The organism is Sphingosinicella microcystinivorans (assembly GCF_027941835.1).
Taxonomy (GTDB): Bacteria; Pseudomonadota; Alphaproteobacteria; order Sphingomonadales; family Sphingomonadaceae; genus Sphingosinicella.
Map to the genome: position 1 here is coordinate 89,660 of NZ_CP116005.1, position 25,152 is coordinate 114,811.

Consider the following 25,152-nt stretch of genomic DNA (forward strand, 5'->3'; position numbering starts at 1 on the left):
CAAGACCGCGCTGCACGAGCACGGTTACGACCGAGGGAAGAGCCCTACTGGCGCGCCATCAGCGAAGGACGCCATGTCGGTTACTTCAAAGGAATCCGTGGCGGGAAATGGGTGACGCGTTTCTGGGAAGCCGCCCAAAACAAGTATGTCAAGGATCGCCTAGGCGATAGCGACGATACGGTGGAAGCAGACGGGATACAAATCCTCAACTGGAAGCAAGCCGTAGATAAAGCCATGGCATGGTTTACGGCCCAGGAGACCAAGGAACCTGCCGCCGAGGCAAAGGCGGATCAGATCAGGCCGAGTCTCCGTGTACGCGATGCCATTAATTCTTATATCGCAAAGCGAGATACTCGACATCAATCAAGAACAGAGACGCGAGGGAAATCAGATGCACATCGTCTGGAACGACATGTGCTTAATGATGCCAACCTTGCTAATACTGATCTTGTCGACCTTACAGAGGTCGCGCTGCAAGATTGGCAGGAACACCTTCCAAACTTGAAGGCATCTGGCCGCCGACGAATCATAAACGACTTCAAGGCCGCGCTTAATGCGGCTTATATTCAGCATCGTCGTATTCTTCCTGCGGACTTCCCAATCACTGTGAAGCATGGCCTCAAGTGTGCTGCGGTCGAGGACGGTGAAGCCCAATCGGAAGCACGGGAGAACCAGATCCTGGCCGACGAGCAGGTCCGAAAACTGATTGAGGCTGCCGCTTCGATTGATGAGGATGGTGATCTTGCGCGCATGGTAATCATACTCGCGGCAACAGGCGCACGCTTTTCACAAGTACGGCGCATGTTTGTTCGTGACGTGCAGATTGACCAATCACGTCTCCTTGTGCCTCCATCCCGGAAAGGCCGCGGAAAAGCCTGCGTTTACTTGCGGATACCAGTCGGCGAGGATGTTCTCACGGCATTAGCTCCAGCGGTTTCCGGACGCAGCGCTAACGAACCGCTTCTCGAACGTTGGCGTCACGTGCAAACCGCCCCCATGACGTGGGAGCGCGATAAACGCGGTCCATGGAACAGCGCCTCTGAATTATGTCAAACGGCGTTCAAAAGGGACCCCCGATCGGCGTCGAAGAGGGACCCCCTTTTCGGATAATATGATGCTGGTTTGTTGAAGATGGCCTTGCGCTGCGTGCGGCGGAGGGCGGGCGTAGCCCGACCGGAGGCGCGCGCAGCGCAAGATAGATTTTTGAAGGCGCCGAAGGTGGCTGTCAGCTGCGGTTTTTGAAGCGCCAGCTGTCGTTGCCCGTCTCGACGATATCGCAGTGGTGGGTGACGCGGTCGAGCAGCGCCGTGGTCATCTTGGGATCGCCGAACACGGTCGGCCATTCGCCGAAGGCGAGGTTCGTGGTGATGATGACGCTGGTCCGCTCATAAAGCTTGCTGATGAGGTGGAACAGCAACTGCCCTCCCGAGCGGGCGAACGGCAGATAACCGAGCTCGTCGAGCACGATCAGGTCGAGCCGCGACAGCTGCGCCGCCAGGGTCCCGCCTTTGCCGATCCGGGTCTCCTCTTCGAGGCGTGTCACCAGATCGACGGTGTTGAAGTAGCGGGCGCGAGCGCCCCTTCGCACGACATTGGCGGTGATCGCGATGGCGAGGTGGGTCTTGCCTGTCCCCGTGCCGCCGACCAGCACGATATTGCGGCGAGGCGGGAGGAAGGAGCCATCGTGAAGGGAGCGGATCATCTCCTCATTGATCGGTGTGCCCTCGAAGCTGAACCGCTCCAGGTCCTTCACCACGGGCAGCCTCGCAGCCGTCATCCGATAGCGGATGGAGGCTGCATCCCGGTGGGTCGCCTCAGCACGGAGCAGGTCGGTCAGTATCTCCATGGTGGTGCGCTTGCGCTGGAGGCCGGTGGTGACCGCCTCGTCGAACGCCGCCGCCATGCCCTTGAGTCCGAGGCCGCGCATCGTGTCGATCATATCATGCCGCTGCATCATAGCCTCGCAGCAGATCATAGCGGGCACAGTCGGCGAGCGGAGGATGCTGCAGCATCCGGTCTTCCGAAGTGACGATGCTGTGGGGTGTCGCCGGCTCGCGGCGCCGGGAGAGGATGTTGAGGATCAGCTCGTCGCTGGCCGTTCCGTTCGCCAACGCTTCGCGCACGGCAGCCTCTACCGGCTCCAGGCCATCGGTGAGCACCGCCGAGAGGACCCGCACGAACCTGCGATCGGCCTCGTCCCCGGTGCCGAGCCTTCGCCGTAATCGGTGCAGGGCGGGCGGCAGATCCCAGTCCTGGAACGGTGCGCCGTTACGCAGCGCGCCGGGCTTGTGCGCGAGGACCGGCAGATAATGCCAGGGATCGTATATCGTGCGGTTCCGACCGAAGTGGCGCTCATGCTCCCCGACGATCGCATCGCCGCAGCGTATGACGATGCGATCGGCATAGGAGCGCACCTGAACGGTCCGGCGTGCGGCCGTCGACATGACCGAGTAGCGGTTGCGATCGAAGCTGATGAGGCAGGTGCCGGTGACGGCATGCTCGCTCTCATGGAAGCCGTCGAACGGTGCCAGGATCGGCTGCAGGGCCGGTCGCTCCATATCCAGCGCCTCGGCGACGGTAATATCCCCGCGTTCGGGATGGGCATGATGCTCGGCCCAGCGCCGGCACTCGGCCTCCAGCCACCCGTTGAGCTCGGCCAGGCTGGCGAACCGGAGTCGCGGCTGGAAGAAGCGGCCTCGGATCGTCTGGACCTGCTGCTCGACCTGGCCCTTCTCCCATCCCGCCGCCGGCGAGCAGGCGGTCGGCTCGACCATGTAATGATCGGTCATGATCAGGAAGCGGCGGTTGAACACACGCTCCTTGCCGGTGAACACGGCCGTCACCGCCGTCTTCATATTATCGTAGATACCGCGTCGCGGCACACCGCCGAAGAACGCGAACGCCCGGGCATGGGCATCGAACAGCATCTCCTGGCCCTCGCGCGGATAGGCCCGGACATAGGGTGCGCGCGAGTCGCAGAGACGCATATGCGCCACCTTCACCCGCATCGGCTTGCCGGCGATCTCCACATCCTCGTGGCTCCAGTCGAACTGGTAGGCCTCACCCGGCTGGAAGGTCATCGGGATGAACGCCGGTGCGCCTTCGCCAGCATCCTTCCGCCGCGCAGCACGCCAGCGCGCCGCATAGCGGCGCACCGCATCATAGGATCCATCGAACCCCTCGCGCACCAGCAGGTCATGGATACGCGTCATCCGTAGCCGATCGCGGCGGCCGCGACCTTCGTTCTCCTCAAGCAGCGCATCGAGACGATCCTGATAAGGACCGATCCGCGGCAGCGGCTGGACTTTGCGCTGATAGTTGAACGCCGCCTCCGGCGACCGGATCGCTTTGCGGACGACCTTCCGCGACAAACGAAGGTCACGAGCGATCGCCTTGATCGCCTTACCCGCTGCATGCTCACGCCGAATCCGAACCACTGTCTCCACGATCAACATCCCGTTCTCGCCAACTGATCAAAACCAGTCGGCCGACTAAATCCCCGGGATGAAGGGGTCCTTTTTGCACGCCGATCACCCCACGAAGGGGGTGCCTATTGCACGCTGATCCTCAGAATTAACACGTCCGTGGAAGAAAGTCATCGCTACAGCAGGTATTCCAGACATTGTACCCTATGCTCTACGTCATAGTTCTATAGTCAGGAGCATTCGGGTCGGCCTTCCCATCCGGTTGGTGGCAGCGCTTCATGATACTTCTGTAGCCATGATCGAGCGTCACTATTCCAGATGGATTACAGAGGGTTTGGACGAGTTGGCAGCGAAAGCCGTCGTTCCGTTGGTGAATATTGAAGGCCCAACCGCAGCTGAGCTACCGACATTATCAAGGTGACGAGATAGTCCAGCCATACCACGCATAGATTTTTTTGCGTGGTATGGCTGGACAAGTTGCCACACGAAAATTATAGTGTGTGGCAATATGAGCAAGCCTCGCCGCCATTCCTTGACTGCACAGACAGCCTATCATGAATTGGTGTCCCTGCTGCTGGACGATGCCGCCTCGGATATCCGCGGATCGCCAACCCTGCGCGTGCGGGGAGAACGGCGCTATTGGTACGACCGCTACCGGATCGGCACAGACACAAGGGAGCGCTATCTTGGAGAAGACAATGAGGCGCTGCGTCAGCGCATCGAACGGCATGAACAACTGAAAGCTCAGCAAGAGGAGCGTCGGGCCGAACGGGCACGTCTCGTTCGCCTTTTGAGGAGCGAGCGCCTCCTGGGCATGGATAATCTTTCAGGTAGCCTCGTTGCAGCAATGAGCAAGGCAGGCGTCTTTCGCCTTGGCGGTGTTCTTGTGGGCACCACTGCATTTCGCTTCTACGAAGGTGAGCTTGGCCTCCGACTCTCGTTCGACCAGACGACGCGCACACAGGACATCGACATTGCAAGCTTTGAGAGGCTCTCACTTGCAATCAGCGACACCGTCGAACCCAGCCTTGTGGACGTCTTCAGCGATCTGGATTTCACACCTGTCCCCGGCCTTGACCATAACAAGACCTGGCGCTGGAAGCAGTCCCGTGGCGCTGCCCTTGTCGAGTTCCTGACACCGTCTTTTGACGCCGAAGAGAGTCTCCGTGACCTCGCGGCCTTAGGCGTAAGCGCACAGTCCCTTCATTACCTCAACTACGTCCTGGCAGAGCCCATTGACGCCGCTGCGGTCTACCGCGAAGGCGTTCTCGTCAAGATACCGCGGCCCGAGCGCTTCGCCATTCACAAGCTGATCGTCGCCGATCGGCGCCGGGAGGGGCCGGACAGCTTCAAATCAAGAAAGGATCTTATGCAGGCGGAGTTTCTGATCGCCGTGCTCGCAGAAGATCGACCGGAAGATCTTCAGAATGCCTGTCAGAACGCGCTTGAACGTGGCCCACGCTGGCGGGAGCGCATCGAGCGAAGCCTTACCCGCATTCCGGATGCTGCCCGGTATATGCAAGACATTCGGTGACGGTAGGCTAGGAACCCTGCTGTGTGGTACCGACGTCTCGAACGCACGACCAGCGTTGCCACTGTCGCCAGGACGCAGGAAATACTTGCATGAGTTGTTTAAAAGCCTCTCACAGCAAGAACATACTATCAGAAGCGAGCGAGGGCTTCCGAAAGTCAACGCCTGTTCGGTAATGCCCACGCACCGGATCAAATCCGTCATCAGCATGCCAAGCTCGACCTGCTTCAATACCGATACAATCTGCTCCGTGGAAAATCGTTGCTTCTTCATCGACGTACTTCCTCATCAAGGAAAATGCGCTCGGCGGAAGTGCTGCTACCATGAACATTCTGATCCGGGCCTAAGAACACTTCGAAGCAGGAATCGGGCGTGTTTCCTATGTGCGACGGGTCAGCTTCGCGACTGCAACGGACAGTGACCCGCGCGCTAGTCTTGTAGCCATACCGCCACGCTCTCCCCAGTTCACAAGCTGACGACGATCGTGATGGCCAGCCCGCGTGACCTTGCAGTCTAAGTCGAGGACTAGATGGAGATGCCCGAGACACGAGTGTTAATCAGCAGCTTTGTCCGTCTTGCCAGGGATCCTGTGACCCATGTCCTTAACCGTGACCTGTTTGCGGAGATGTGGCTCCAAGAAAATGGCGCTCAGGTGGACGGGACGCTGGCACAGCTGCGCTTCAAACTTAAAAGGGAGTCTAGAGAGCGATGTGCGTGCGAATAACCCGTTAGTCCATCTCAATTGGAAATTGGTGACTTTTAGATCACTTTATGGGATTTGAGTTCCTAGGTTTGCCGCCGCGATGCCCGCCAACGCGCATGTTTCGTCGTTGTCCGAAGTATCACCGGTGATGCCGACAGCGCCGATGACAAGCCCGGTGTCGTCAACGACGAGAACGCCGCCCGCCGCCGGGATGATGCCTGCTTGCGAAACTGTGCCGAGCGCCGCGACGAATGTCGGTCGCTCCGCTGCCATGTCGCCGATCTTGCGGCTTGAAACGCCGAGCGCCAGTGCACCCGACGCCTTGCCTACGGCGATCTGCGGGCGAAGGTTCGAGGCGCCGTCCTGCCGTTCGAACGCGATCAGGTGTCCGCCTGCGTCGAGCACCGCAACACTCAGCGGTTTCAGCCCCAGTTCTTTGCTGCGCATCAGCGCGGCGGCAATGACGGTTCGTGCCTGATCGAGACTAATGCGGCTCATGCGTTGTTCCTTTCACGATGGGAGAGAGCTTGAGGCGCGAGGCCCCCGGTCGCCCAGTCGACGAGTTCGACCGTGTGCACGACGGGAACGCCGGTGCCGCCGCCGATCTGGACGGCACAACCGACGTTGCCGGCGGTGAGGCTGTATTTCAGGCAATGCGCGCTGCCCGAGTTCTCCTCGATATTGCCGCCGATCGAGCAAGCGATCTGGCTGGAGAGGCCGGGCACATAATAGAAGCCGCGGCCCTCCACCGCTCGCGTCATGGCGAGGTTGGTGACGCCCGGCTGCACCACCGCGACACGGTCCTCGTGGTCGACCGCGAGCACACGGTTCATGCGCGAGAGGCCGAGCAGCACCGCGTCGGCGAGCGGCAACGCGTCGCCCGAAAGCGAGGTTCCCGAGCCGCACGGCACCACCTTCACGCCGTTCGCGCCGCACCACTCGAGGATGCGGGAGACCTGATCCGTCGTTTCCGGCAGAACCACAACTATCGGCGGCGGGCGATCCGCGGTGGGCACATCGGTCTCGTAGGGGCACAGCGCATCCACATCGTCGATGACGCCTTCGCTGGGCACGATGGCGCGCAGCGCGGCGACGATTTCGCCGCGGCGTGCAAGCACCGCCTCGTCGGGTTCGGGCATCCTGATCGTCATCGCCATGCCTTCATAGACGAGGCATGACTGATGCGGTAGGCGATCAAGAATTAAAGCAGTTTTTCACGAGAAGATAAAATCGGATGGATGCCGACCATGTGCTGTTCGCCAAGATCGTGGAGCAAAGTATTCCGTGTCTAGGTGGTTTTGTGTGCGTGTCAGACGTCCAGCTTAGAGCTCGGCCCCGAAGCGATGTTGCAAGTGCAATGCCACACCTTTGGCATAGCGCCGTTGCCGCCAAGCCGTCGGACTATGATAGACGCCGATTGCCTTCCAGTAGTCTCCGGTGACCGCGAGCCCCGACAGGAAGATCCAACGCGCCGCCTCAGCGTTGAAACATGCGTCGTGCTGCAGCCAGTGACGGACATGCGTTTCGGGCCGCTCGACGAGCACCGCAATCTTCGGCACCCACCAACTGTTCACTTGGAGCGGGCCGAGATCGTGCGTGCCGTTCGTGTTCTCGACCGCGGCGCCGATCCAGCCGCCCTCCTGGTCGCGCAGCCCCCACAAGGTCCGCTCGAGCCACGCCCGGCCTTGCGAGGCCTTATGAATGCAGCGCGCGACCTCCTTTTCGCCAGCCGGATCGCGCACCGCCTTTGCCTCGGCCAGACCGGCCCTCACCAACACGGCAGACAGCAACGCGAGCATGACGGTGAACTTGTTCCGCCGCAAAATCATGCCCCGATCCTCCGCATCGGACGCTCCCATCGCGGCGCGAACGGCGCCCCGGTAAGGAGGTCGACCAGCCACTCGCCCGAGACGATCACGATATGCGGCGTTTCGGAGAGGATGACACGGCTGGTATTCCCGGTGCGGCCTGCATGGATGAACAGCCCACGTACCTTGCGCGCCGCGCAGACATTGGCGAACGCGTGGACATGCTCGGGGCGCACGGCGCTATGGTAGCGTTTCATCTGCAGGAGCAGACGCTCCCCGCTCATCACGACCTCACCGTCGACACCGCTGTAGCACTTGCTGCGAACGACGCGGTGGCCGCGCCGCGCGAAAGCCTCGATGACCAGTTCCTCGAACGCGAGCGGATCCATGGCCCTCAGCCGCGCATAGATGAGCGACCGCGGCTGCCCTCGATCGCGTCCTTGCAGCTGATCGCACATGACGCAAGCCTGTCGCCGTCGCCAGCGATGGGTGACCGGCGTGCGAAATCGAAGGGCAAGCTGGATGAGCAGAACGGCAGCGACAAGGATCGCCGCCAGGATCAGCATCATGTCGGTCATCGGTCATGTCCTTGGTTAGCGGGTGACGGTTCGTGGGGTTGAGCGGGAGGCTGCGCCTGCTCGGCGCCTCCCCGGTCGGCGCCCGCGAGGACGCCGCGCAGATAGGTGTCGAAATTGCCCGCCGCATCGCGCGCGCGTCCCGCGAGCATCTCGGCAAGCGACGGCGGGCGGAACACCTCGTTCCACCCGCGCTCGCGCTCCGTCTTCCGCGCCGCCCGCTCGGTCCGCGCGCGCAGCATGTCGGCGCGGGCCACGCCGAACCGCTCCTCGTGCCGCGCGCTGCGCGCCCGTTCGCTGTCGCGTTCCAGCCGGCCAAGGCCTTCGAGCGACGAGGTCTTCTCGCCCGAGTGCTGGAGGAGCTTTTCGATGAGACGCTCCACATCCTCGGTCCAGAGCTTCACGCCGAACCTCGCACGCGTGATCGCGGTATAGTAGTTCTGGCCGTGGACCAGCCCCGAGTTCACCGGCGCCAGCAGATAGACGCGGTCGTAGCTTTTCGACTGCGCCGAATAGACGGTCTCGGCATAGCCATGGTCCCAGGTCTTGTAGACCGAGAGGTCGACCGTCTGCGGCCCCGCCTTCCGGTCCCAGCGGATGGTCGCGATATTCCCGTCGAGCCGCACGACCGTGCCGCGCTCGGCGTTCTTGAGATCGAGATCCCGGGTGGCCAACCGCCACTGGATGCGGTCTCCGGCGGCAAGGTCGCGCTTCTCCTCGACGAACACATTGACCTGGCTCGCCTTGCCGACCCGCGGATTCCAGAGGATCGTGCGGCCGTTTTCGTCGATCAGCCGCACGAGCTGGCGTCCTCGGGCATCGCGCTCGATGCCGTCGACGCGATATTCGGCGCCCCTGGCGATGCCGAACCCGGCATCGTCGCGGGCAAAGGTCACGACCTGCCCGCCCGAATAGAAGCGCGCGAACCGCTTTTCCTGGTCGGTCATACCCGATGGCGTGAGCACCTGGAGCCGTGCATCCTCGGCCGCGACCGCGCCCTCGCGCTTCAGCACCTCGCGGATCCGGGTGTTGACGACGAGCCGCGTGGCATTGTCGAGCACGAGGATATTGGTGGCGGCGCGCGAGTTCGATCCAAGGCGTGTCCATTCCTCGACCAGCTGCTCAGCAAGCTTGTCCGCGCCTTCGCCGCTCACGATCTTGTCGAGATGGCGCAGGCTTGCGGCATAGTCCCCGCTGCGCGCCGCGGCCACCGCCGCCTTCATCTTGCCGGTCTCCTGCCGCACTGTTTGGGCAAGTTCGCTGGTCGGAAGGCCGAGTTGCTGCATCAGCCAGTAGGCCTTGCCCTGCTCGATCGCCCCGGTCTGCTTGTTGTCACCGAGCAGCATGATCCGGGCGCCGCTCTCGTGGCTGATCTGCAGCAGGCGGAGCGCCTGCCGGTTGCCGAGCTGGCCCGCCTCGTCGACGACGAGAACGTGCCGGTCGTCGATGTCGCGGCCGCCGCCGCCGAGCAGCCTGGCGACGGTCCGGGATTCGATGCCGGCGTCCTTGCCGAGCTTGGCGGTGGCGGAGGATGTCGGCGCAAGCCCGATGAACGTCCAGCCGGGATCGGCGATGTCCTTCAGTTCCTTGACCAGGGTGGACTTGCCCGACCCGGCCACGCCGTGCACGCCGATGATGCGATCGTTCGACATGGCGAGTTCGGACAGCACGCGGCGCTGATCGTCGTTCAGGATCGAGCCTTCGAGGCCGGCGCGGATGCGGTCCCGGTCGGCAAGCGGCACCGTGTCCCCGAGGCTGAGCGAGAGATGACTGGACAGTGCGATCTCGAGCCGTGCGGTGCGGATCGAGGTGCGGCCGCGCGTCAGCACCTGGTCGCCCGTCTGGTGGTGGACCTTGAGCAGCTTGAGGCGGTCTTCATGCTCTTCGAACAGCGGCAGGATGTCGGCAAGCCGCACTTCGCCGACATGGCTGGCAAGGCCGGTGCGAACCAGCTTCCCGAGGTTGTTGACGGCCTCGCGCGTCTCCGACTGGCGAAGCCCGAACAGTGCCGCGCGCCGCGCTGCGGCGGGATCGGTATCGAGGGTCAGATCGCCACGCTCGTCTGCCGCCTCGCAGATGTCATTAAGCTTCCCAGCATATTTTTCGGAGCGCTGCGTCCACTGCGCGCGGAGGCTGTCCAGGGACACCTTCTGCTTGGGGCCGCGCGTCTTGTAAAAGGAGGCCATGCGCGCCGCCTGGCCTTCGAGTCCATGTTCCTTCGCATGGGCCTCGATCTGTCCGGCGCGCTGCGACATGTCAGTGATCAGGCCACGCGGCATGTCTTTCATCTCGAACAGGCCCCGCCGCGGGTCGAACTCGATCTCGAAACCGAGTTCGCGCAGGGTATATGCGAGGTCGTTGCGGTAGATTTGCCCGCCCGCCATCTGCTCGGCGAACATCGCCCTTGTCTCGAGGCTGACCATCTGCTCATCGCCCTCGTGTCTCGTCATGTTAAGGATGACGACATGGGTATGGAGATGCGGGTCGAGTTCGCGCGAAGCAAATTCGGTGAAGCGCGCATAGGCGAGGCGGGCGGTCGTCTCGTGGACGATCTCGCCGTTCATACGGCGGCGCAGCTGGGCATAGTCCTCGAGCCAGGCGAGCGCCGTGCCGACCGCCTTTTCATGCGCCGCGATGATACGCTCATCGCCCGTGACCAGCGCCATGATCGACACCGACTTCGGGGCATTGACCGCGAAATCCCAGCCCGGATGATGCTGGATCGTGCCGTCCTTGCGGTGCCGTCCGAGTTCCTGGTCGCCGACCTTGCCCGCGAGGAGCGCGGTGAAGGTCTTGGTGTCAACCGATCCCTCAAGTCCGAGTTCGGCCGCGAGCTTGCCGCCCCACTCCGAATGCTCGTCGGCGCCCTTGGTGTAATAGTCGCCGATCGTATAGTAGCGGGCGATGTTGCCGGGCTTGCCGGAAAGCCGGATCGGATGGATCATGCCGGCCTCGCGGGTCTGCGGCTACCGCCCGGGCGGCCGTGCTGGTGCAGGGGCTGGTTCCACCGCCTGCCGATGATCTCGACGGGAACGGCGGGCACTTCAGGACTATCGGCACCATCGCTTGCAGGAGTCTCGGCGCGGTTCACACCGCCCCCCTCTTCCGCATCCCCGACCACAGGTGCGGGCGGATCGAACGGCAGCTCCGGCGCACCGGCATCGGACGCCTTCTTCTGCAGCCGCTTGCGAGCGGTGGGCTTTCCGCATGCAGCGGCAGACGCCGCTGCCGGTGCCGCAGGTGCAGCGCCGGGTGTAGCGGGCGGAGACGGCGGCGTTTGCGGCGTCACGACCCGGAGCGGCGGACGCGTCCGTTCAATAAACGTCGCACCGATGGACTGGGCCCGGTTGTAGCTGTCCGTGAACCGGATGACGGGAAGGTCACGCCCGAACCTGAGATAGCCAGAGAGGTTCGGCAGGTTGGTGACCTCGGTGTGCATGACGAGCGGCCGTGTCACCTGGATGCGCGAGAGGTTGACCCCGTCGCGCATGTCGTTGACGCCGTAGCTCATGCCCTCGTTCGCCTCGACTTGTTCGACCTGGCCGAGGTTCTCGCTGACATGCTTGGCCGTTGGGGTATCGTTGGCCCTGAGCGCCACCCATGTCGAGCAATAGCCGGTGATCGCCGCGGCATCCTGGATGCCGTAGGTGGCTTCGAGCTGTGGATAGGACTGGAATCCCAATATGCCGCAGCCGCCGTATTTGCGGGCGCGGGCGAGGAAATCGGAGAGCGACGGCAGCTTCTGAAGTGAGGGAAGCTCGTCGACGACGCAATAGAGTCGCCGCTCGCGGTCGGGCGTCAGACTCATGATCGCGCTGATCGCGATGTCGAGCCAGACCGTGATGAGGGGACGGAGCGAGGGAAGCTGGTCGGCCTTGACGGTGATGAAGAGCCAGCTGTCGTCCCCTTCCGTCGTCACCCAGTCGCGGATCGAGAGCCCGTCCTCGGTGTCGTCGAGATAGGCGAAGCTGCGCATGACCGAAGCAAGCTCGGCCTGGATACCCGCCGACGTGCGCTCCCCCTCCATCGAGATGAACGCCGCCGCATCGGTGCCGGCCGAGAACGCCGAGAGTTCCTTGAGCGTCGAGCGCAGCACCGTGCGGAGCAGGATCGATACATAGGTGCGGCCCTGCGCGGCGAGCTTGCGCATGACGGCGACGAGCGTGCCCCTGGCCGCCTTGCTCCAGAAGGGATCGCCGGTCTTGTCCGGAATCGTCGATTCCGCGATCTGGTCGTAGTGATAGTCGCGCGGCACATCGACCCAGGGCGACCAGACGGCGGTGCGGTCGTCGAGGGGATTGAGCAGGATGTCCTTCCCCGGCCGATAGAACTTCTCGACGAAGGTGCCGGCGGTATCATAGACGATCGCGCGCTTGCCGGCCTTGCGGATGCCGGCGAGCATCTTGACGATCATGTTGGTCTTGCCCGTTCCGGGTGCGCCGCAGATCAGCACATGCTCCGGCTCGAAGGCGTGCGGCACATTGGTCCCGCCGATCGCGAAGCTGCCCTTGCGCTCGCGCCAGAGCGCCCGGCGCACCTGTCCGGCCGTGCCGAAACGCGCCCCGCGCAGGTACTCGTTGGACCCGAGCCCCTTCCCCGTCCGGGTAAAATAGAACCAGGCCAAAATGAGCGCGCCGAGCGCGAACAGCCCTGCGATTAGCGCTCCGCTGATGAGATCACCCTCGAGTTTCTTGAGCGCCTCCCTGGCGACCGTGGACTCCAGCAGCCAGTCGGCCGAGGTCCAGTACTCCTTGCCCACCGGCGTGCGGAAGAGCACGGGGGCGTTCGTTCCCGGCGCGGCGTCTGCCTTGAAGGTGGCCTCGACCACCTTCATCAGCACGAAGCGCTGGTATTCGTCGGACTTCTCGAACGCATACCAGACTGCCCCGATCAGCCAAATGGCGAGCCCGGCAAGGGTGGTCTGGAAGAAGACCTGCGTGGTCATGCGGACGTTGTGAACGATCGCCTGCCCGCCCCGCGTCCACGATCCCAGCGTGTCGTTGCGGAAGATGCTCATCGCTCCGGCCCGTCTCCTGTTTGGGGGTCATCGTCCGGGTCGATCAGTCCCCGTTCACGTAGCAGACGGCGGGTGTCCTCCATCCCCCGCGCGAGGACATCGGGCGCGCGGCGGCCGACATCGGTTGCGAGGATCGCAAGCACCTGGATGACGGTCGAGTGAAGTTCGTCGAAGCGCGAGTGGAAACCGGAGGGATCGGCACCGCCGAGACGCTTCAGTTCGTCGCGGACATAGGCGGCGGTCGGCTTACCCGCCGCCTCGGCTTCGGCGACAAGCCGGTCATAGTCCACGTCATCGAGACGAATGGTCAGTCTTGCCAATGTGCAGCTCCGGGATAGAGCCGTCGGGCAAGAGGACATGAAGCGGTTGCATATATAGCGAAAATTCTGCGAAGTCGCAATCGGCGGATGCGCGCAGGTCGCGATTCCAGGTGGCCGTCGCAGCGGCAAACGCAAATGTCGATCCTGCCGGAATTGAAGAGCTGGTCGGCGAGGAACTGGGGGCCTTGGAAAGCCACCATTCAGAATGGACCGGCCCCAGGCACAGGCCGTCCCGGCTGCGTGTCAGTTTCCAAGGTTACGTGAATCGGTGAGAATTGAAACTCGAGTCTTTGGAAGGGTTTCTCCTCCGCGAGAACGTCCAAGGTTTGTGAATCAGGCCGAAAATGTCCAAGGTTGTGCGAACTGAGTCGCCTGCAACATTGGAGGAAAATTGAGGCACGATCTGCTCAGGGATTGATCGGCTTCAACGCCGTGCCGACAGTTATGAAGAGGCGTCGATATGAACTTTGATCGAATTAACAGGCTGGTGACGGAAGAAGGCTTCTGCTTTCAGGCGTGGGATGACCGCTACGGCAAAGGCGTATGGGCTGCGCTAGGACTATGGCCGAGCCAGGTTGACACCGTGCGCGATCTGTCGGGCGATGGCGATCTCGATATGATCCCGGCGACGGAATACGTCTTTTCCGCTGACTGGCTTCCTTATGAGACCGGCGAAACCTTTGCCGAGGCGATGCAGAGGCTGGAGGACCGTCTGGCGCTCCTTCCGCAAGATCAGCTCAATCGCGAGAGTCAGTGGGCGGACCTTGTCCGCAAGGCCATGGAGGCCCTGTTCGAAGCAACATGCGGGCGTTCACGCTATGGCGACAAGCAGCCCGAACCACTTGACGATCTTCCCGCGACATTTGAACTGGCCATCGAACGGTTTGCGGCATCCGCCCCGGAACACTGACGATGACCAATGACAGCGAGCCCGATGTTCGGTTTCATCGCTATGTTCGACGCGGCCATCCACGTGCTCTCGGGCTTGCTCAAGTTCGAACTTGCGGCAGCGCGAGGCTGATGGACCGGGTTGGCGACGCCCACCCCGTCGACCCCGATCCAGCGTTTGCGAATCGAGTCCGCGAAACCTTGAGCTTGTACGCGATCTTTGGACGCAGTTCGCGAAATCTCGGAAAACGACACTGCGAACTGTCGGTTTTCGAGAATGAGTGAATCGGTGGCCGATGAGCGCCTTGAAGATGCGCCGGAACCCCAGAACTGAGACACTCCCGAACTCAGTACACAATTCTCGATCCGGTCCACCATTCTCGAGCCTCAGTTCACTCGTTCCCGAAAAACGACACGCAGAACCGGCCGGCCAGCTTCGCGCCCGACAATGTCGTGACAAGTGAGCCCTGCCATGGTATAGGCGGTTCGGATTGGAGATAGACATGGCCGCTACCACGGTTCGTTCCGAAAAGCTCGATCTTCGCCTCACCGCCGAGGCGAAGCGGACGCTGCACGCCGCGGCAAAGGCGATGCATCGTTCGGTGAGCGAGTTCGTGCTCGAGAGCGCGCTTGCACGTGCGCAGGAGGCTCTTCCCGACCGGCGGCAATTCGGATTGAATGCCGAGCGGTGGGAGGCTTTCATCGCTGCGCTTGATGCGCCGACGCGCCCGTTGCCTCGCCTCAAGCGCCTGATGGAAACGCCGAGCGTCTTCGAGCAGAAGACGAACCCGTAGCGCGGTGGCGCTTCGCATTGAAAAGCTGCGCCGGGAGCATCCCGTCGACGATTTCGATTGCGGAAAGGAACCGCTCAATCGGTTCCTGGTCCGTTATGCATTGCAAAGCCAGCTTTCCAGGAGTTCGCAAACTTACGTCGCGCTATTCGATGATGACATCGTCGGGTTCTACACGCTGGTGTTCGGCGAGGTCGCTTTTGACGACGCGCCCGATCGGCTGCGAAAAGGCATGGCGCACCATCCGATCCCGTTGATGGTCCTGGCGCGCCTTGCCGTATCGACGGCCTGGGCCGGCAAAGGTCTTGGTTCGGGCCTTCTCAAAGATGCGATGCTTCGTACGCTGAAAGCCGCCGACATCGGCGGCCTCCGCGCCCTGGCGGTTCATGCGAAGGATGACGAAGCATCGTCTTTCTACCGCCATTTTGATTTTATCGCGGCGCCGAGCGACCCCTTGCACCTCTTCCTGCTCATCAAGGATCTGAAACGCCTGATGGAGGGCTGAATGCAGTATCGGCCGCCGCCGGCCCCCGCGCAGGGAGCGTCTATCTCACATGGCTGACGACCATTCGCTCGACCGCTTCGTGGAAGCGCAGACGCGCACCTACCAGACGGCGCTCAGCGAGATTCGGCGCGGGACCAAGCGCACGCACTGGATCTGGTATATTTTTCCGCAGCTGTCCGGTCTCGGCCGCAGCCCGACCGCGCAGCATTTCGGGGTTCGGTCGATCGAGGAGGCGCGGGCCTATCTCGACCATCCGGTGCTGGGTCCGCGCTACCGCGAGTGTGTCGAGGCGCTGCAGGACCTGAGCGGCAGCGACGCGCAAGCCGTGTTCGGCGCGGTGGACGCGATGAAGCTCCGCTCCTCGCTCACCCTGTTCGAGTCGGCGAAGCCCCATCCGCTGTTCGCCGCCGCGATCGACCGCTGGTTCGGCGGCGAGCGGGACCCGGCGACGCTGGAAATGCTCCGGTCATCCGACGAGGCGCGGGTCTAGCTGGAACGGCTCGTCCGCCACGATCTTCACGCGGCTCATGTCGGCGTGCCGGACGTTGAGCAGCATATTCCATTCCTGCGGGACCACGACGCTCCGCACCCGGAGCGCCAGCGCGTCGCCGACGTCGAGAAACGCATCGCCCTCGGCGAGACAGGCGGAATCGTCGGCGAGATCAGTATCGAGCAGATGGATCGGGGCATCGTCCGGGAGTTCGATGGAGAGCAGGCGCAGGTCGTCGGGGAGCAAGTCGGCAGGCAGATCGAGATGAACCAGCACCTCGAGTACCGCGAGACTCGGCGTTGCGGCCGTATAGACCATCGCCCGCCCCGCCGAATTCCAGCGCCCGCCCCAAAGGCGGGCGCCTTCACCATCGAGCGCGATATGGGCTGCCTTGCACAGCCGATAGACGATCACGCAGCGATGCCGTGCTCGATCCGGCCCAGGAGAGCTTCCACCGCGCGCGCACCGCGATCGGTGTCGGCCATCGCCAGGGGGGTTTCGTCGTCGAGCGCTCGGTTCTCGCGATTCAACCAGATTTGCGCCTTGTCGCGGTCTCCAAAGACTTCCTCCGCCGCCACGACGATGCCGACCACGCGCAGCAACCTGTCGGATTCATCCTGTTCGAGCGGCTGCGCATTCTGCTTGCGCCTCTTGAAGGTGCGCAGGTTGATGACCTTGGGACCGAGCAGGTTGAACGAAAGCCGGGCCGCTTCGAGGAAATGGTCGACCGCCTGCGTCGGCACGCCGCGCCGAATGAGGCGCACGATGTCGCGCTCGTTGTGCAACGGTCCCGTTACGGCCTCGCCTCCGAGCAGTTCCTGGATACGCGCCAGCGCCGTCATGTCTCACCTCGCAAAATGCCGACTCGTATTCGGCATATTGCACATATAGGGTAACGACGTGTAATCGGCAAGCGGGCGTCGAAATATGCGGTCCGGGGCGCTTCGACCATCGGCGAAGATTCATCGTGCTTGACTTTATCCTTCGACTCATCAGAACATAAAGTGAACAAATGAGTCGTTATCCTTGACCAATGTCTGTGCAAACCGCCTTACAACGGCCTCGCGCCGAACAGCTTGCCGCGCTCCGCGCGCAACTGGCCCATGCGCGCGGTGCGCGCGGACCCGCGCTGGCGTTCGGGCTGGACGCGATCGATGACCGGCTCGCCGACCGCGGGCTCGATGGCGCCGGCCTCCACGAGATAGCTGCCGCGACAGCGGCGCTAAGTGACGATGCCGCGGCGACGCTGTTCGCAGCGGGCATCGCGGCACGCTTTGCGGAGAAGCCCGGATTCACCGTGCTGTGGGCGCTCACGCGCTTCGATCTCTATGCGCCGGGACTGGAACAGGTCGGGCTTGGTCCGGCCAAGCTTCTCTACGCGCATGGCCGCAACGACGCCGATGTTCTGGCGATGGCCGAAGATGCCTTGCGCGAAGGGACGCTCGCCTGCGTGGTCGCCGAGGTGAAGACGGCAGATCAGACCGCGACGCGCCGGCTTCAGCTTGCCGCCTCCGATGGCCGGACGCCGATGCTGCTCTACCGCCGTCACCGAGCGTGCGATCGCTGCCCGCTGACCATTCCCTCCTCCGCAATGACGCGCTGGCGGATCGGCTGCCGATCATCGGAGCCGCTCCCGCATCCGGGCGTCGGCCGCGCCCGCTGGGCGGTCGAGCTTGTCCGCCAGCGAAACGGCAATCCCTTTTCTCTCGAAGTTGAAGCCAGCGATGACACGGGTCGCCTCGCTCTACCTGCCGCAGCTCGCCATAGAGCGGCTGCGCCGGTCGCGCCGCACGTTCAGGCCGCCTGAACACGTCTTTCCTGATCTCTCGCCCCGCCTTCCGGGGCCGATAGACGACAACCCCGGCGGTTGTTCGGTACCGAAGGATGGCGGCTGGCGGCCCGGCGCGCGCTGGGCGCGCGATGGCGCATTGGGTGCGAAGTCGACGCGCGAGGAGATCGATGCGCTGCCCGCGCATCAGCACCCGACTTGCCAAGAGATGGATCGTCGCAGCGAGCCCGCCGAGCACCCGTTCAAGGCGATGCTCCCCGACGAAGGCAGTCCAGGCCCACCGTCCGGCTGGGCCGCGCATCTGGGCCGGCCGATGATCATGATTGCGCGCGTCGGCCAGCGCGATGTCGTCACCGCCGCTTGCCGCGCCGCGTCCGATCTTGGTCTCCGTCCCGGCATGGCGGCGGCGCATGCCCGCGCGCTCACCACCGATCTTGACGTCGAGGAGGCCGATGAAGCGGGCGATATCGCCTTCCTCGACCGGCTGGCGCTGCACGCGGTCGGACACTGGACGCCGACCGCCAGCGCGTGCGTGCCTGACGGGCTCTGGCTCGACCTTACCGGCACGGCGCATCTGTTCGGGGGCGAGCCCGCTTTCTGCCGCCGCCTGCTGCGCTTCCTCGCGCGGCTGGGATTTAGCGCGACGATCGCGACCGCCGGGACGCCGGGCGCTGCGCATGCACTGGCACGCTATTCGGGAAAGCCGATCACCATATTGCCTCCCGGTGCCGAGACAGCAGCCATCGCCGATCTGCCGATTTCGGCGCTGCGACTCACACCCGACGCCCTGGCGTCGGCCTTGCGCTTCGGTTTCGAGCGGATCGCCGATCTCTTGTCCGTCCCGCGCGGTCCGCTCGCGAAGCGGCTCGGTCTTTCAACCGTCGAACGGCTCGATCAGGCGCGCGGGCTGGTCGCCGAACCGATCGTGCCGGTGGTCCCGTTCGAAGAACCACGGGTCATGCGCCGCCTGCTCGAACCGATCGGCACGGCCGAGGCGCTCACCCAGGTTATCGGTGATCTGGTCGATGACATGGTGCTTGCCCTCGAAAAGCGCGGCCTGGGGCTGCGCTCCGCCATCCTCACCTGCCTGCGCGTCGATGGCGAGGAGCAGCGGATCGGGCTCGGCACGGCGCGGGCAACCCGCGACGCCAAGCATCTGAAGCGCATGTTCGCCATGCGCGTCGAACGGATCGAGCCGGGACTTGGCATCGAAGCGATGGCGCTCACCGCGCCGCGCGTCGAGGATCTTGCTCCCGTGGCGCTCGGTAAGGGACTCGCCGGCAAGGATCGTGCGCCCGATCTGGCGCCATTGGTCGACCAGCTTGCCGGCCGTGTCGGCGAGAAGGCATTGTTCCGCATGGCCCCCCGCGAAAGCGATGTGCCCGAGCGCGCGGTCTGCCCGGCCGACGCGCTCACGAGTCCGACGGGCTGGCCATGCTGGAAACGGCCCGTTCGACTGCTGCCCCGCCCCGAGCCGCTGGCGGGCGTGGTCGCCTTGCTCCCGGATCACCCGCCGCGCCGGTTCGTGTGGCGCGGCAAGCCCTATCGTGTCGTCGCCGGGGACGGTCCCGAGCGCATCCATGGCGAATGGTGGCGCAGTTCCCGCGAGATGTGGGCGGTACGGGATTATTTCCGGGTCGAGACGACGAGCGGCGAGCGCTTCTGGCTGTTTCGCCGCGGCGACGGCGTCGATCCGCCAACCGGCGACCTAAGCTGGTATATGCACGGGCTGTTCGGCTGATGGCGCGCTCCAGGACCACCTACGTCGAACTTCAGGTCACGAGCCATTTCTCGTTTCTTCGGGGTGCCTCGTCCCCCGAAGAGCTGTTCGCCGAAGCCGCCGTGCAGGGTCATAGCGCACTCGGCCTCGCCGATCGCGGCAGCGTCGCCGGTGTGGTGCGCGGCTGGGACGGCCAGAAGGCGACGGGCGTGCGCATGATTGCCGGCGCGCGCGTCGATCTCACCGATGGCCGGGCGCTGCTGCTCTATCCTTGCCATAGGAAAGCATGGTCAGGGCTGACCCGGCTGCTCTCCCTCGGCAAGGAGCGCGGCGGCAAGGGCAAATGCCTGTTGGACGGGAACGACGTCGCTGCGCGCGCTGATGGACTCATCGCGATCCTGCTGCCTGATGTGCCGGGCGAAATTGTCGCCGGACACCTGCGCGATCTGCGCGATATATTCGGCGCGCGAGGCTATTGCGCCCTGTCGCTGCGCCGGCGCCCCGACGATGCCGCACGGCTCCATGCCCTCGATGTCCTCGCCCTCGATGCCGGCATCCGCAGCGTCGCGACGGGGGACGTGCTCTACCATGCGCCCGAGCGTCGGCCGCTGCAGGATGTCGTCACCGCGATCCGTGAGAAGAGCACTATTGACGCGCTCGGCTTCCGGCGCGAGCGGTTCATGGACCGGAACCTGAAGTCCCCGGAGGAGATGGAACGGCGCTTTGCGGCCTTCCCCGACGCGATCCAGGCGAGTGCCGATATCGCCGACCAGTGCCGGTTCGACCTTGGCGAGATCCAGTATCAGTATCCCTATGAGGAGGTGATGGAGGGCCGCACGGCACAGGAAGCCCTGGCCGCGCTCACCGAGGAAGCCGCCGCGCGCATGTTTCCGGATGGCCTGCCGCCCCAATATCGCCAGCAGATCGACCATGAGCTGAGGCTGATCGACCAGCTCGGTTACGCACCCTATTTCCTCACCGTGAATTCCATCGTGGCGGAGAGTCGGCGGCGCGGCATTCTCTCCCAGGGGCGTGGGAGCGCCGCGAACAGCTGCGTTTGCTATATGCTCGGCATCACCTCGATCGACCCCATCAAGCACGAGCTGCTGTTCGAGCGTTTCGTCTCGGGGCAACGCAAGGAACCGCCCGATATCGACGTCGACTTCGAGCATGAGCGGCGCGAGGAAATCATCCAGTGGATTTATGACACCTACGGCCGCACACGCTCGGCGCTGACCGCCGTCGTTACCCGCTACCGCACCCGCGGCGCCGTCGCCGAGGTCGGCAAGGCGCTCGGCCTCCCGCGCGATCTCACCAAGATGCTGACCGGCCTCGTCTGGGGCTGGTCGATGGACGGCATTCCAGAGGAACAGATCGCCTCACTCAACCTCAATGCCGAGGATCATCGCCTCAGGCTGACGCTCGACCTTGCCCGTCAGCTGATCGGCACGCCCCGGCACCTCTCACAGCACCCCGGAGGGTTCGTGCTGACGCAGGACCGGCTCGACGATCTCGTGCCCATCGAGCCCGCGCGCATGGAGGACCGCCAGATCATCGAGTGGGACAAGGACGATATCGACGCGCTGAAGTTCATGAAGGTCGACGTGCTGGGGCTCGGGATGCTCGGCTGCATGAACCGCGCTTTCAATCTTCTCGAACAGGAGAAGGGCATCAGGGTCGGCATGGCCGACCTGCAGGACGATGACCCCGGCGTATATGCGATGATCCAGAAGGCCGACACGCTGGGCGTGTTCCAGATCGAAAGCCGCGCGCAGATGTCCATGCTGCCGCGGATGAAGCCAAAGGAATTTTATGATCTCGTCATCGAGGTGGCGATCGTGCGGCCCGGACCGATCCAGGGTGACATGGTGCATCCCTATCTCCGCCGCCGCGAGGGCAAGGAGAAGCCTGAATATCCGAGGCCCGAATTGCGTGCGGTGCTGGAAAAGACGCTGGGCGTGCCGCTCTTCCAGGAGCAGGCGATGAAGGTGGCGATCGTCGGCGCCGGCTTTACCCCGGTCGAAGCCGACCAGCTTCGCCGGGCGATGGCCACCTTCAAGCTCACCGGCGGCGTCAGCCATTTCCACGACAAGCTGGTGAACGGCATGGTGGGCCGGGGCTATCCCAGGGACTTCGCCGAGCGCACCTTCAAGCAGATCGAGGGGTTCGGCTCCTATGGTTTTCCCGAGAGCCACGCCGCCTCCTTCGCCAAGATCGCCTATGCCTCCTGCTGGGTGAAGCACCATCATCCCGACGTGTTCTGTGCGGCGCTATTGAACGCGCAGCCGATGGGTTTCTATGCCCCGGCGCAGATCGTCGTCGACGCCCGAAAGCATGGCGTCGAGGTGCGGCCCGTCTCGGTCAACGACAGCCATTGGGACTGCACGCTCGAGCCGACCGACACCCGGCACATGGCGGTGCGGCTCGGGTTCCGGCAAGTTCGCGGGCTAACCAATATGCACGGCGCGGCGATCGTCGCGGCGCGCGGTCCAGCGCCCTACGAGAGTGTCGAGGAGGTCTGGCGCCGTGCCGGTGTCCCCCGCGCCGCGATCGAGCGGCTGGCCGAGGCGGATGCCTTCCACTGCATATCGGAGGATCGGCGCCAGGGGCTCTGGAAGGTGAAAGGGCTCGGCGAAGCACCCCTCCCCCTGTTCGCGGCAGTCGACGAACGCGAAGCCGGATTCTCGCCCGAAGGCCGCGAGCCCTCCGTGGCGCTGAGGCCGATGACCGACGGACGGGAAGTGGTCGAGGACTATCGCGTGACGCAGCTTTCGCTCCGCGCTCATCCGGTGCGTTTTCTGCGCGGCAAGCTCGACGCAATGAATGTCGTTCGCTGCGCCGATCTTCCCTCGATCCGGGACGGCCGCAATATCGAGGTCGCCGGCGTTATCCTCGTGCGACAGCGGCCCGGCTCGGCCAAGGGCGTGCTGTTCGTGACGATCGAGGACGAAACCGGGATCGCCAATGGCATCCTCTGGCCCGACCGGTTCGAGATTTATCGTCGGCAGGTCATGTCCGCCTCGATGATCGCGCTTCGCGGTCGACTTCAGAAGGAGGGGGAGGTCATCCACATCATCTGTGACCGTATCACCGACCATGACGATATGCTGCGCTCGATCGGGCGGATGGATTTAAACGGCGCGCCGGGACGCGGCGACGGCGCGAGGAATGGCGGCGGTCGTGATCCGCGCGATCCGACCTGGGCGCCGGGTGGCACACTGGCGTCACCGCCCTACGGCACAGCATCTGAGCAGGAAGAAATCCTGCGCATACGGAGTCATGATTTTCATTGAGCGCAACCTGCTCGATGTCGCGCCTGCGGCGTCGTCATTGTGGTGAACTGGCCGCCACGGCAGCCAGAAGATGCCAAGCCTTATCCGCAACTTGGCGGCGATGGCAGCCAGACGCTGCCGCAATCGGCAGCCGCGGCAGCCAGCTGACGCCGCCCTGCCCTGTCTTGAAACCGGCGCAGAACCTGTTGATTTATCGTGAAAATAGCCCCGCAGCATCCCGTGCGTAGGGTGCATTACCGACGCCGAAGCGGCGTGCGTCCGCCTGCCGCAGCGACAGTGTCGCTGCGTGTAGCTCAGACGGGCACCGGCGGAGCCACGAAGCTGAGGTTGGGGATTGCATCACGCCGACGGACACGCAAGGTTGCGCGGCAGGCGGGCAGACCACTCTGGAAGGAAGGATGGTCATGCCGAAGATGTCGGAACGCGAGAAGCTCGCCGAGCTGGTCGAGCGTCAGAAGAGGGTCGGCGAGGAGATCGAGGCGACGCGCGCGCGGCTGCGGGATCGCTATGCGCGGATCGTCGCCGATATGCCGGTCGAGAGGATCAGCGAGCGCGAGTTTCGCGACGTGCTGGGGCAGGTCTTGCGGGTCGGCGTCGCCGCTGCATTGGCGGCGTTGAAACCGCTGCCGCCCGCGAGTTGATCCCGTCCGGCGCACTCTGGTCGGCTTCCATCCTTAGCGGAAAGGGGAGCGACGTTGGCGGGCCGCCTGGACCGCCAAAAGGAGCGGCGTGGGGAAACCGTTCGGGTTTCCCCCACCGGGCGCAGCGCGCACGAAAAAGGGCCGGGCGCAGGGATGCCGCGCCGGCCCTTACCGGGATTGGTGCGATGCCCGCTAGTCAGTCGGGTATGAAGTCATAACCGTTACTGTGACCGCAATGGTCGCAGTCGATGGTGTGATAGGCGTTGATAGAGCCGCCATCGACCTGCTGGAAAACATGGTTGCGCGCGAGTTCGCCGCAGGCGGGGCATGGTGCCTCGAAACGCTCGTCGTCGAGTTCCATTCCGCCGGGTTCGATGCAACCGCCATAGACTCGGGCCATGACGAATCTCCTGTGGATAGGCGGCCCGCCCGAAGGCGGGCCGCAGGGTCACGCCGTCCGCCGCCTTCCAAGTCTCCTGATCGGGGGCATTGGCGCCTGATCCCGGACATAGAAAAGGTGGGTCGGCACACGCCGTCCCGATGGCGGGTTGAACAGGTCGTAAAGATCATCCTGAATGCCCGAGCCTTCGCAAAGGATCGCTTCGACGGGCTTGAAGCTGTTCATGTGCTTGTTGCGCCGAAAGCCCTTGTTCTTGCCGGTTCCGTATCGGTTCCCGCGAAGGTCGAAGCCGACATGGGGCACGCGCCGGGACTCGGCCCAAGCGGCTGCGCTGAGATCAACGCCCGTGTCCTGCCCGGTGGTGAAAAGCACCATGTTCGGGATACGCGCGTGGATTTCGTCCAACCGATTATAAATGAGCAGCCAGTCGTGCCATACGGCGGGACCGGATACGACGACGACAGGCCCTTTCGGATTGTGGCGGTCGCTCCATTCCATGGCGCGGGCGCGCAAAAAGTCGGCTGCCCTGATCTGGCTTGCGCCCGTGACGTGCGATACACGCGAACCGCGCGGAGGTCTCCAAACCTGCCCGCAACACGCGCGATAGGCTGCTGCCGCATATTCGCGCATCGCCTCGACCTCCTTGCGGCGCTCGGTACGCTCTTCGCACTGGCGCTGCGCGTCCTCCAGTTCCTTGGTGGCGATTTCGTCGGCTTTCGTTATGCGCGCCATGTCGCGGATTTTGTTCGCTATGGCATCCTCCTCGCGCTCCAGCGTGCCAGCGACGAAATGGAAGCTGTTGACGATGCCCCATGCGATTTCACGCGCCTGCGGCTCAAGCCGGGTGTTCGTCAAGAGGTCGAAAATCGTCTTGACGATGCCGCTGCATTCCCCTTGCGCCGCGAGTGGATGGGGCAAATCTTCTTCGCCCGGCTCTGCCTCCCGTTCACCGATTGATAGCGGAACCGGGTCGCCGAACGACGCCTCGAAGGCATCGGCTTCGGTCAACGCCGCATAGTGCTCCTGCACGTCGCCGCGCGTGATTTGCGATGTACTGCCTTCGTCGCGCATATATGCGATTTCGGCATCCATCGGCTCGCCCTCGTCGTGCTGATCGGACTGGCCAGCGGCAAAGGGCGCAAAGAGTTTCGGCAGTTCGGAAAAGCTGCTAACGAAACGGGACGCTGTTGTCTTGCTCATGGGTGCTACTCCATTGACGGGTTGATGGCGAGGGCCGGGGAAGCGTTGCTGCGCTC

24 protein-coding genes are annotated in these 25,152 nt (G+C 63.8%); 10 read left to right on the top strand and 14 right to left on the bottom strand.

The window, feature by feature from the left end; genetic code table 11:
• Positions 1 to 111 precede the first annotated feature (111 nt).
• Complete coding sequence (locus PE061_RS00400) at positions 112 to 1,110, top strand: hypothetical protein (RefSeq protein WP_271257278.1); 999 nt, start codon at positions 112 to 114, stop codon at positions 1,108 to 1,110.
• A gap of 115 nt (positions 1,111 to 1,225) precedes the next feature.
• Here the strand turns inward: PE061_RS00400 and istB are convergent, their stop codons facing one another.
• Both istB and istA read right to left on the bottom strand, forming a co-directional pair.
• Entirely contained in the window at positions 1,226 to 1,954 is a 729-nt protein-coding gene (istB, locus tag PE061_RS00405; protein ID WP_031304487.1) for an IS21-like element helper ATPase IstB, read from the bottom strand.
• Positions 1,941 to 3,455 carry an IS21 family transposase gene (gene istA, locus PE061_RS00410; protein ID WP_021238707.1) on the bottom strand — a complete coding sequence of 505 codons (1,515 nt, stop codon included), beginning with the start codon at positions 3,453 to 3,455 and terminating at the stop codon, positions 1,941 to 1,943. The genes istB and istA overlap by 14 nt, the downstream gene beginning before the upstream one ends.
• Before the next feature lie 478 nt (positions 3,456 to 3,933).
• On the opposite strand from istA, the gene PE061_RS00415 reads away from it, so the two are divergent.
• Positions 3,934 to 4,959, top strand: coding sequence for a GSU2403 family nucleotidyltransferase fold protein (locus PE061_RS00415; protein ID WP_271257279.1), 1,026 nt, complete (start codon positions 3,934 to 3,936; stop codon positions 4,957 to 4,959).
• A gap of 109 nt (positions 4,960 to 5,068) precedes the next feature.
• On the opposite strand, the gene PE061_RS00420 is transcribed toward PE061_RS00415, so the two are convergent.
• The 8 genes from PE061_RS00420 to PE061_RS00455 form a co-directional block, all read right to left on the bottom strand.
• Positions 5,069 to 5,281 carry a hypothetical protein gene (locus PE061_RS00420; protein ID WP_271259267.1) on the bottom strand — a complete coding sequence of 71 codons (213 nt, stop codon included), beginning with the start codon at positions 5,279 to 5,281 and terminating at the stop codon, positions 5,069 to 5,071.
• Between the two features lie 444 nt (positions 5,282 to 5,725).
• The gene (locus tag PE061_RS00425; RefSeq protein WP_271257280.1) at positions 5,726 to 6,157 is read right to left on the bottom strand and encodes a GlcG/HbpS family heme-binding protein; all 432 of its coding nucleotides are present in this window, start codon (positions 6,155 to 6,157) and stop codon (positions 5,726 to 5,728) included.
• Positions 6,154 to 6,810, bottom strand: coding sequence for an FAD-binding protein (locus PE061_RS00430; protein ID WP_271257281.1), 657 nt, complete (start codon positions 6,808 to 6,810; stop codon positions 6,154 to 6,156). Before PE061_RS00430 ends, PE061_RS00425 begins: the two co-directional genes overlap by 4 nt.
• 171 nt (positions 6,811 to 6,981) lie before the next feature.
• Positions 6,982 to 7,488 carry a lytic transglycosylase domain-containing protein gene (locus tag PE061_RS00435; RefSeq protein WP_271257282.1) on the bottom strand — a complete coding sequence of 169 codons (507 nt, stop codon included), beginning with the start codon at positions 7,486 to 7,488 and terminating at the stop codon, positions 6,982 to 6,984.
• Positions 7,485 to 8,045, bottom strand: coding sequence for a restriction endonuclease (locus PE061_RS00440; RefSeq protein WP_271257283.1), 561 nt, complete (start codon positions 8,043 to 8,045; stop codon positions 7,485 to 7,487). The genes PE061_RS00435 and PE061_RS00440 overlap by 4 nt, the downstream gene beginning before the upstream one ends.
• Entirely contained in the window at positions 8,042 to 10,987 is a 2,946-nt protein-coding gene (mobF, locus tag PE061_RS00445; protein ID WP_271257284.1) for a MobF family relaxase, read from the bottom strand. Before mobF ends, PE061_RS00440 begins: the two co-directional genes overlap by 4 nt.
• Positions 10,984 to 13,059 (bottom strand): type IV secretion system DNA-binding domain-containing protein, encoded by a 2,076-nt coding sequence (locus PE061_RS00450; protein ID WP_271257285.1) that lies wholly within the window; start codon positions 13,057 to 13,059, stop codon positions 10,984 to 10,986. Before PE061_RS00450 ends, mobF begins: the two co-directional genes overlap by 4 nt.
• The gene (locus tag PE061_RS00455) at positions 13,056 to 13,379 is read right to left on the bottom strand and encodes a hypothetical protein (RefSeq protein WP_271257286.1); all 324 of its coding nucleotides are present in this window, start codon (positions 13,377 to 13,379) and stop codon (positions 13,056 to 13,058) included. Before PE061_RS00455 ends, PE061_RS00450 begins: the two co-directional genes overlap by 4 nt.
• Positions 13,380 to 13,839: 460 nt before the next feature.
• Between PE061_RS00455 and PE061_RS00460 the strand changes: the two genes are divergently transcribed.
• The 4 genes from PE061_RS00460 to PE061_RS00475 all read left to right on the top strand — a co-directional run bounded on the left by PE061_RS00460 (position 13,840) and on the right by PE061_RS00475 (position 16,053).
• Complete coding sequence (locus tag PE061_RS00460) at positions 13,840 to 14,289, top strand: hypothetical protein (protein WP_271257287.1); 450 nt, start codon at positions 13,840 to 13,842, stop codon at positions 14,287 to 14,289.
• Positions 14,290 to 14,770: 481 nt separating this feature from the next.
• Positions 14,771 to 15,061, top strand: a complete 291-nt coding sequence (locus PE061_RS00465; protein ID WP_271257288.1) for a DUF1778 domain-containing protein — start codon at positions 14,771 to 14,773, stop codon at positions 15,059 to 15,061.
• A 4-nt stretch (positions 15,062 to 15,065) separates the two neighbouring features.
• Positions 15,066 to 15,563, top strand: coding sequence for a GNAT family N-acetyltransferase (locus tag PE061_RS00470; protein ID WP_271257289.1), 498 nt, complete (start codon positions 15,066 to 15,068; stop codon positions 15,561 to 15,563).
• 49 nt (positions 15,564 to 15,612) lie between these two features.
• Complete coding sequence (locus PE061_RS00475) at positions 15,613 to 16,053, top strand: DUF1810 domain-containing protein (RefSeq protein WP_271257290.1); 441 nt, start codon at positions 15,613 to 15,615, stop codon at positions 16,051 to 16,053.
• Here PE061_RS00475 and PE061_RS00480 read toward each other — a convergent pair.
• On the bottom strand, positions 16,030 to 16,467 hold the full coding sequence (locus PE061_RS00480; protein WP_271257291.1) for an RES family NAD+ phosphorylase: 438 nt from the start codon (positions 16,465 to 16,467) through the stop codon (positions 16,030 to 16,032). The two genes, PE061_RS00475 and PE061_RS00480, sit on opposite strands and share 24 nt — an antisense overlap.
• The gene (parS, locus tag PE061_RS00485; RefSeq protein ID WP_271257292.1) at positions 16,464 to 16,895 is read right to left on the bottom strand and encodes an antitoxin Xre/MbcA/ParS toxin-binding domain-containing protein; all 432 of its coding nucleotides are present in this window, start codon (positions 16,893 to 16,895) and stop codon (positions 16,464 to 16,466) included. The genes PE061_RS00480 and parS overlap by 4 nt, the downstream gene beginning before the upstream one ends.
• Positions 16,896 to 17,086: 191 nt before the next feature.
• Here parS and PE061_RS00490 point away from each other — a divergent pair, with 191 nt between their 5' ends.
• From PE061_RS00490 to PE061_RS00505, 4 genes are all read left to right on the top strand, one after another.
• Positions 17,087 to 17,860, top strand: coding sequence for an ImuA family protein (locus PE061_RS00490; RefSeq protein WP_271257293.1), 774 nt, complete (start codon positions 17,087 to 17,089; stop codon positions 17,858 to 17,860).
• A complete protein-coding gene (locus PE061_RS00495; protein ID WP_336297012.1) occupies positions 17,778 to 19,583 on the top strand; it encodes a DUF6504 family protein in 1,806 nt (601 codons plus the stop codon). Before PE061_RS00490 ends, PE061_RS00495 begins: the two co-directional genes overlap by 83 nt.
• Positions 19,583 to 22,855 (top strand): error-prone DNA polymerase, encoded by a 3,273-nt coding sequence (locus PE061_RS00500; protein ID WP_271257294.1) that lies wholly within the window; start codon positions 19,583 to 19,585, stop codon positions 22,853 to 22,855. Before PE061_RS00495 ends, PE061_RS00500 begins: the two co-directional genes overlap by 1 nt.
• A 404-nt stretch (positions 22,856 to 23,259) precedes the next feature.
• Positions 23,260 to 23,496, top strand: a complete 237-nt coding sequence (locus tag PE061_RS00505; RefSeq protein WP_271257295.1) for a hypothetical protein — start codon at positions 23,260 to 23,262, stop codon at positions 23,494 to 23,496.
• A 196-nt stretch (positions 23,497 to 23,692) separates the two neighbouring features.
• Here the strand turns inward: PE061_RS00505 and PE061_RS00510 are convergent, their stop codons facing one another.
• Together PE061_RS00510 and PE061_RS00515 are read right to left on the bottom strand one after the other, a co-directional pair.
• Positions 23,693 to 23,896 (bottom strand): hypothetical protein, encoded by a 204-nt coding sequence (locus tag PE061_RS00510; protein WP_271257296.1) that lies wholly within the window; start codon positions 23,894 to 23,896, stop codon positions 23,693 to 23,695.
• A gap of 48 nt (positions 23,897 to 23,944) precedes the next feature.
• A complete protein-coding gene (locus tag PE061_RS00515; RefSeq protein ID WP_271257297.1) occupies positions 23,945 to 25,096 on the bottom strand; it encodes a DUF2493 domain-containing protein in 1,152 nt (383 codons plus the stop codon).
• Positions 25,097 to 25,152: the final 56 nt, after the last annotated feature.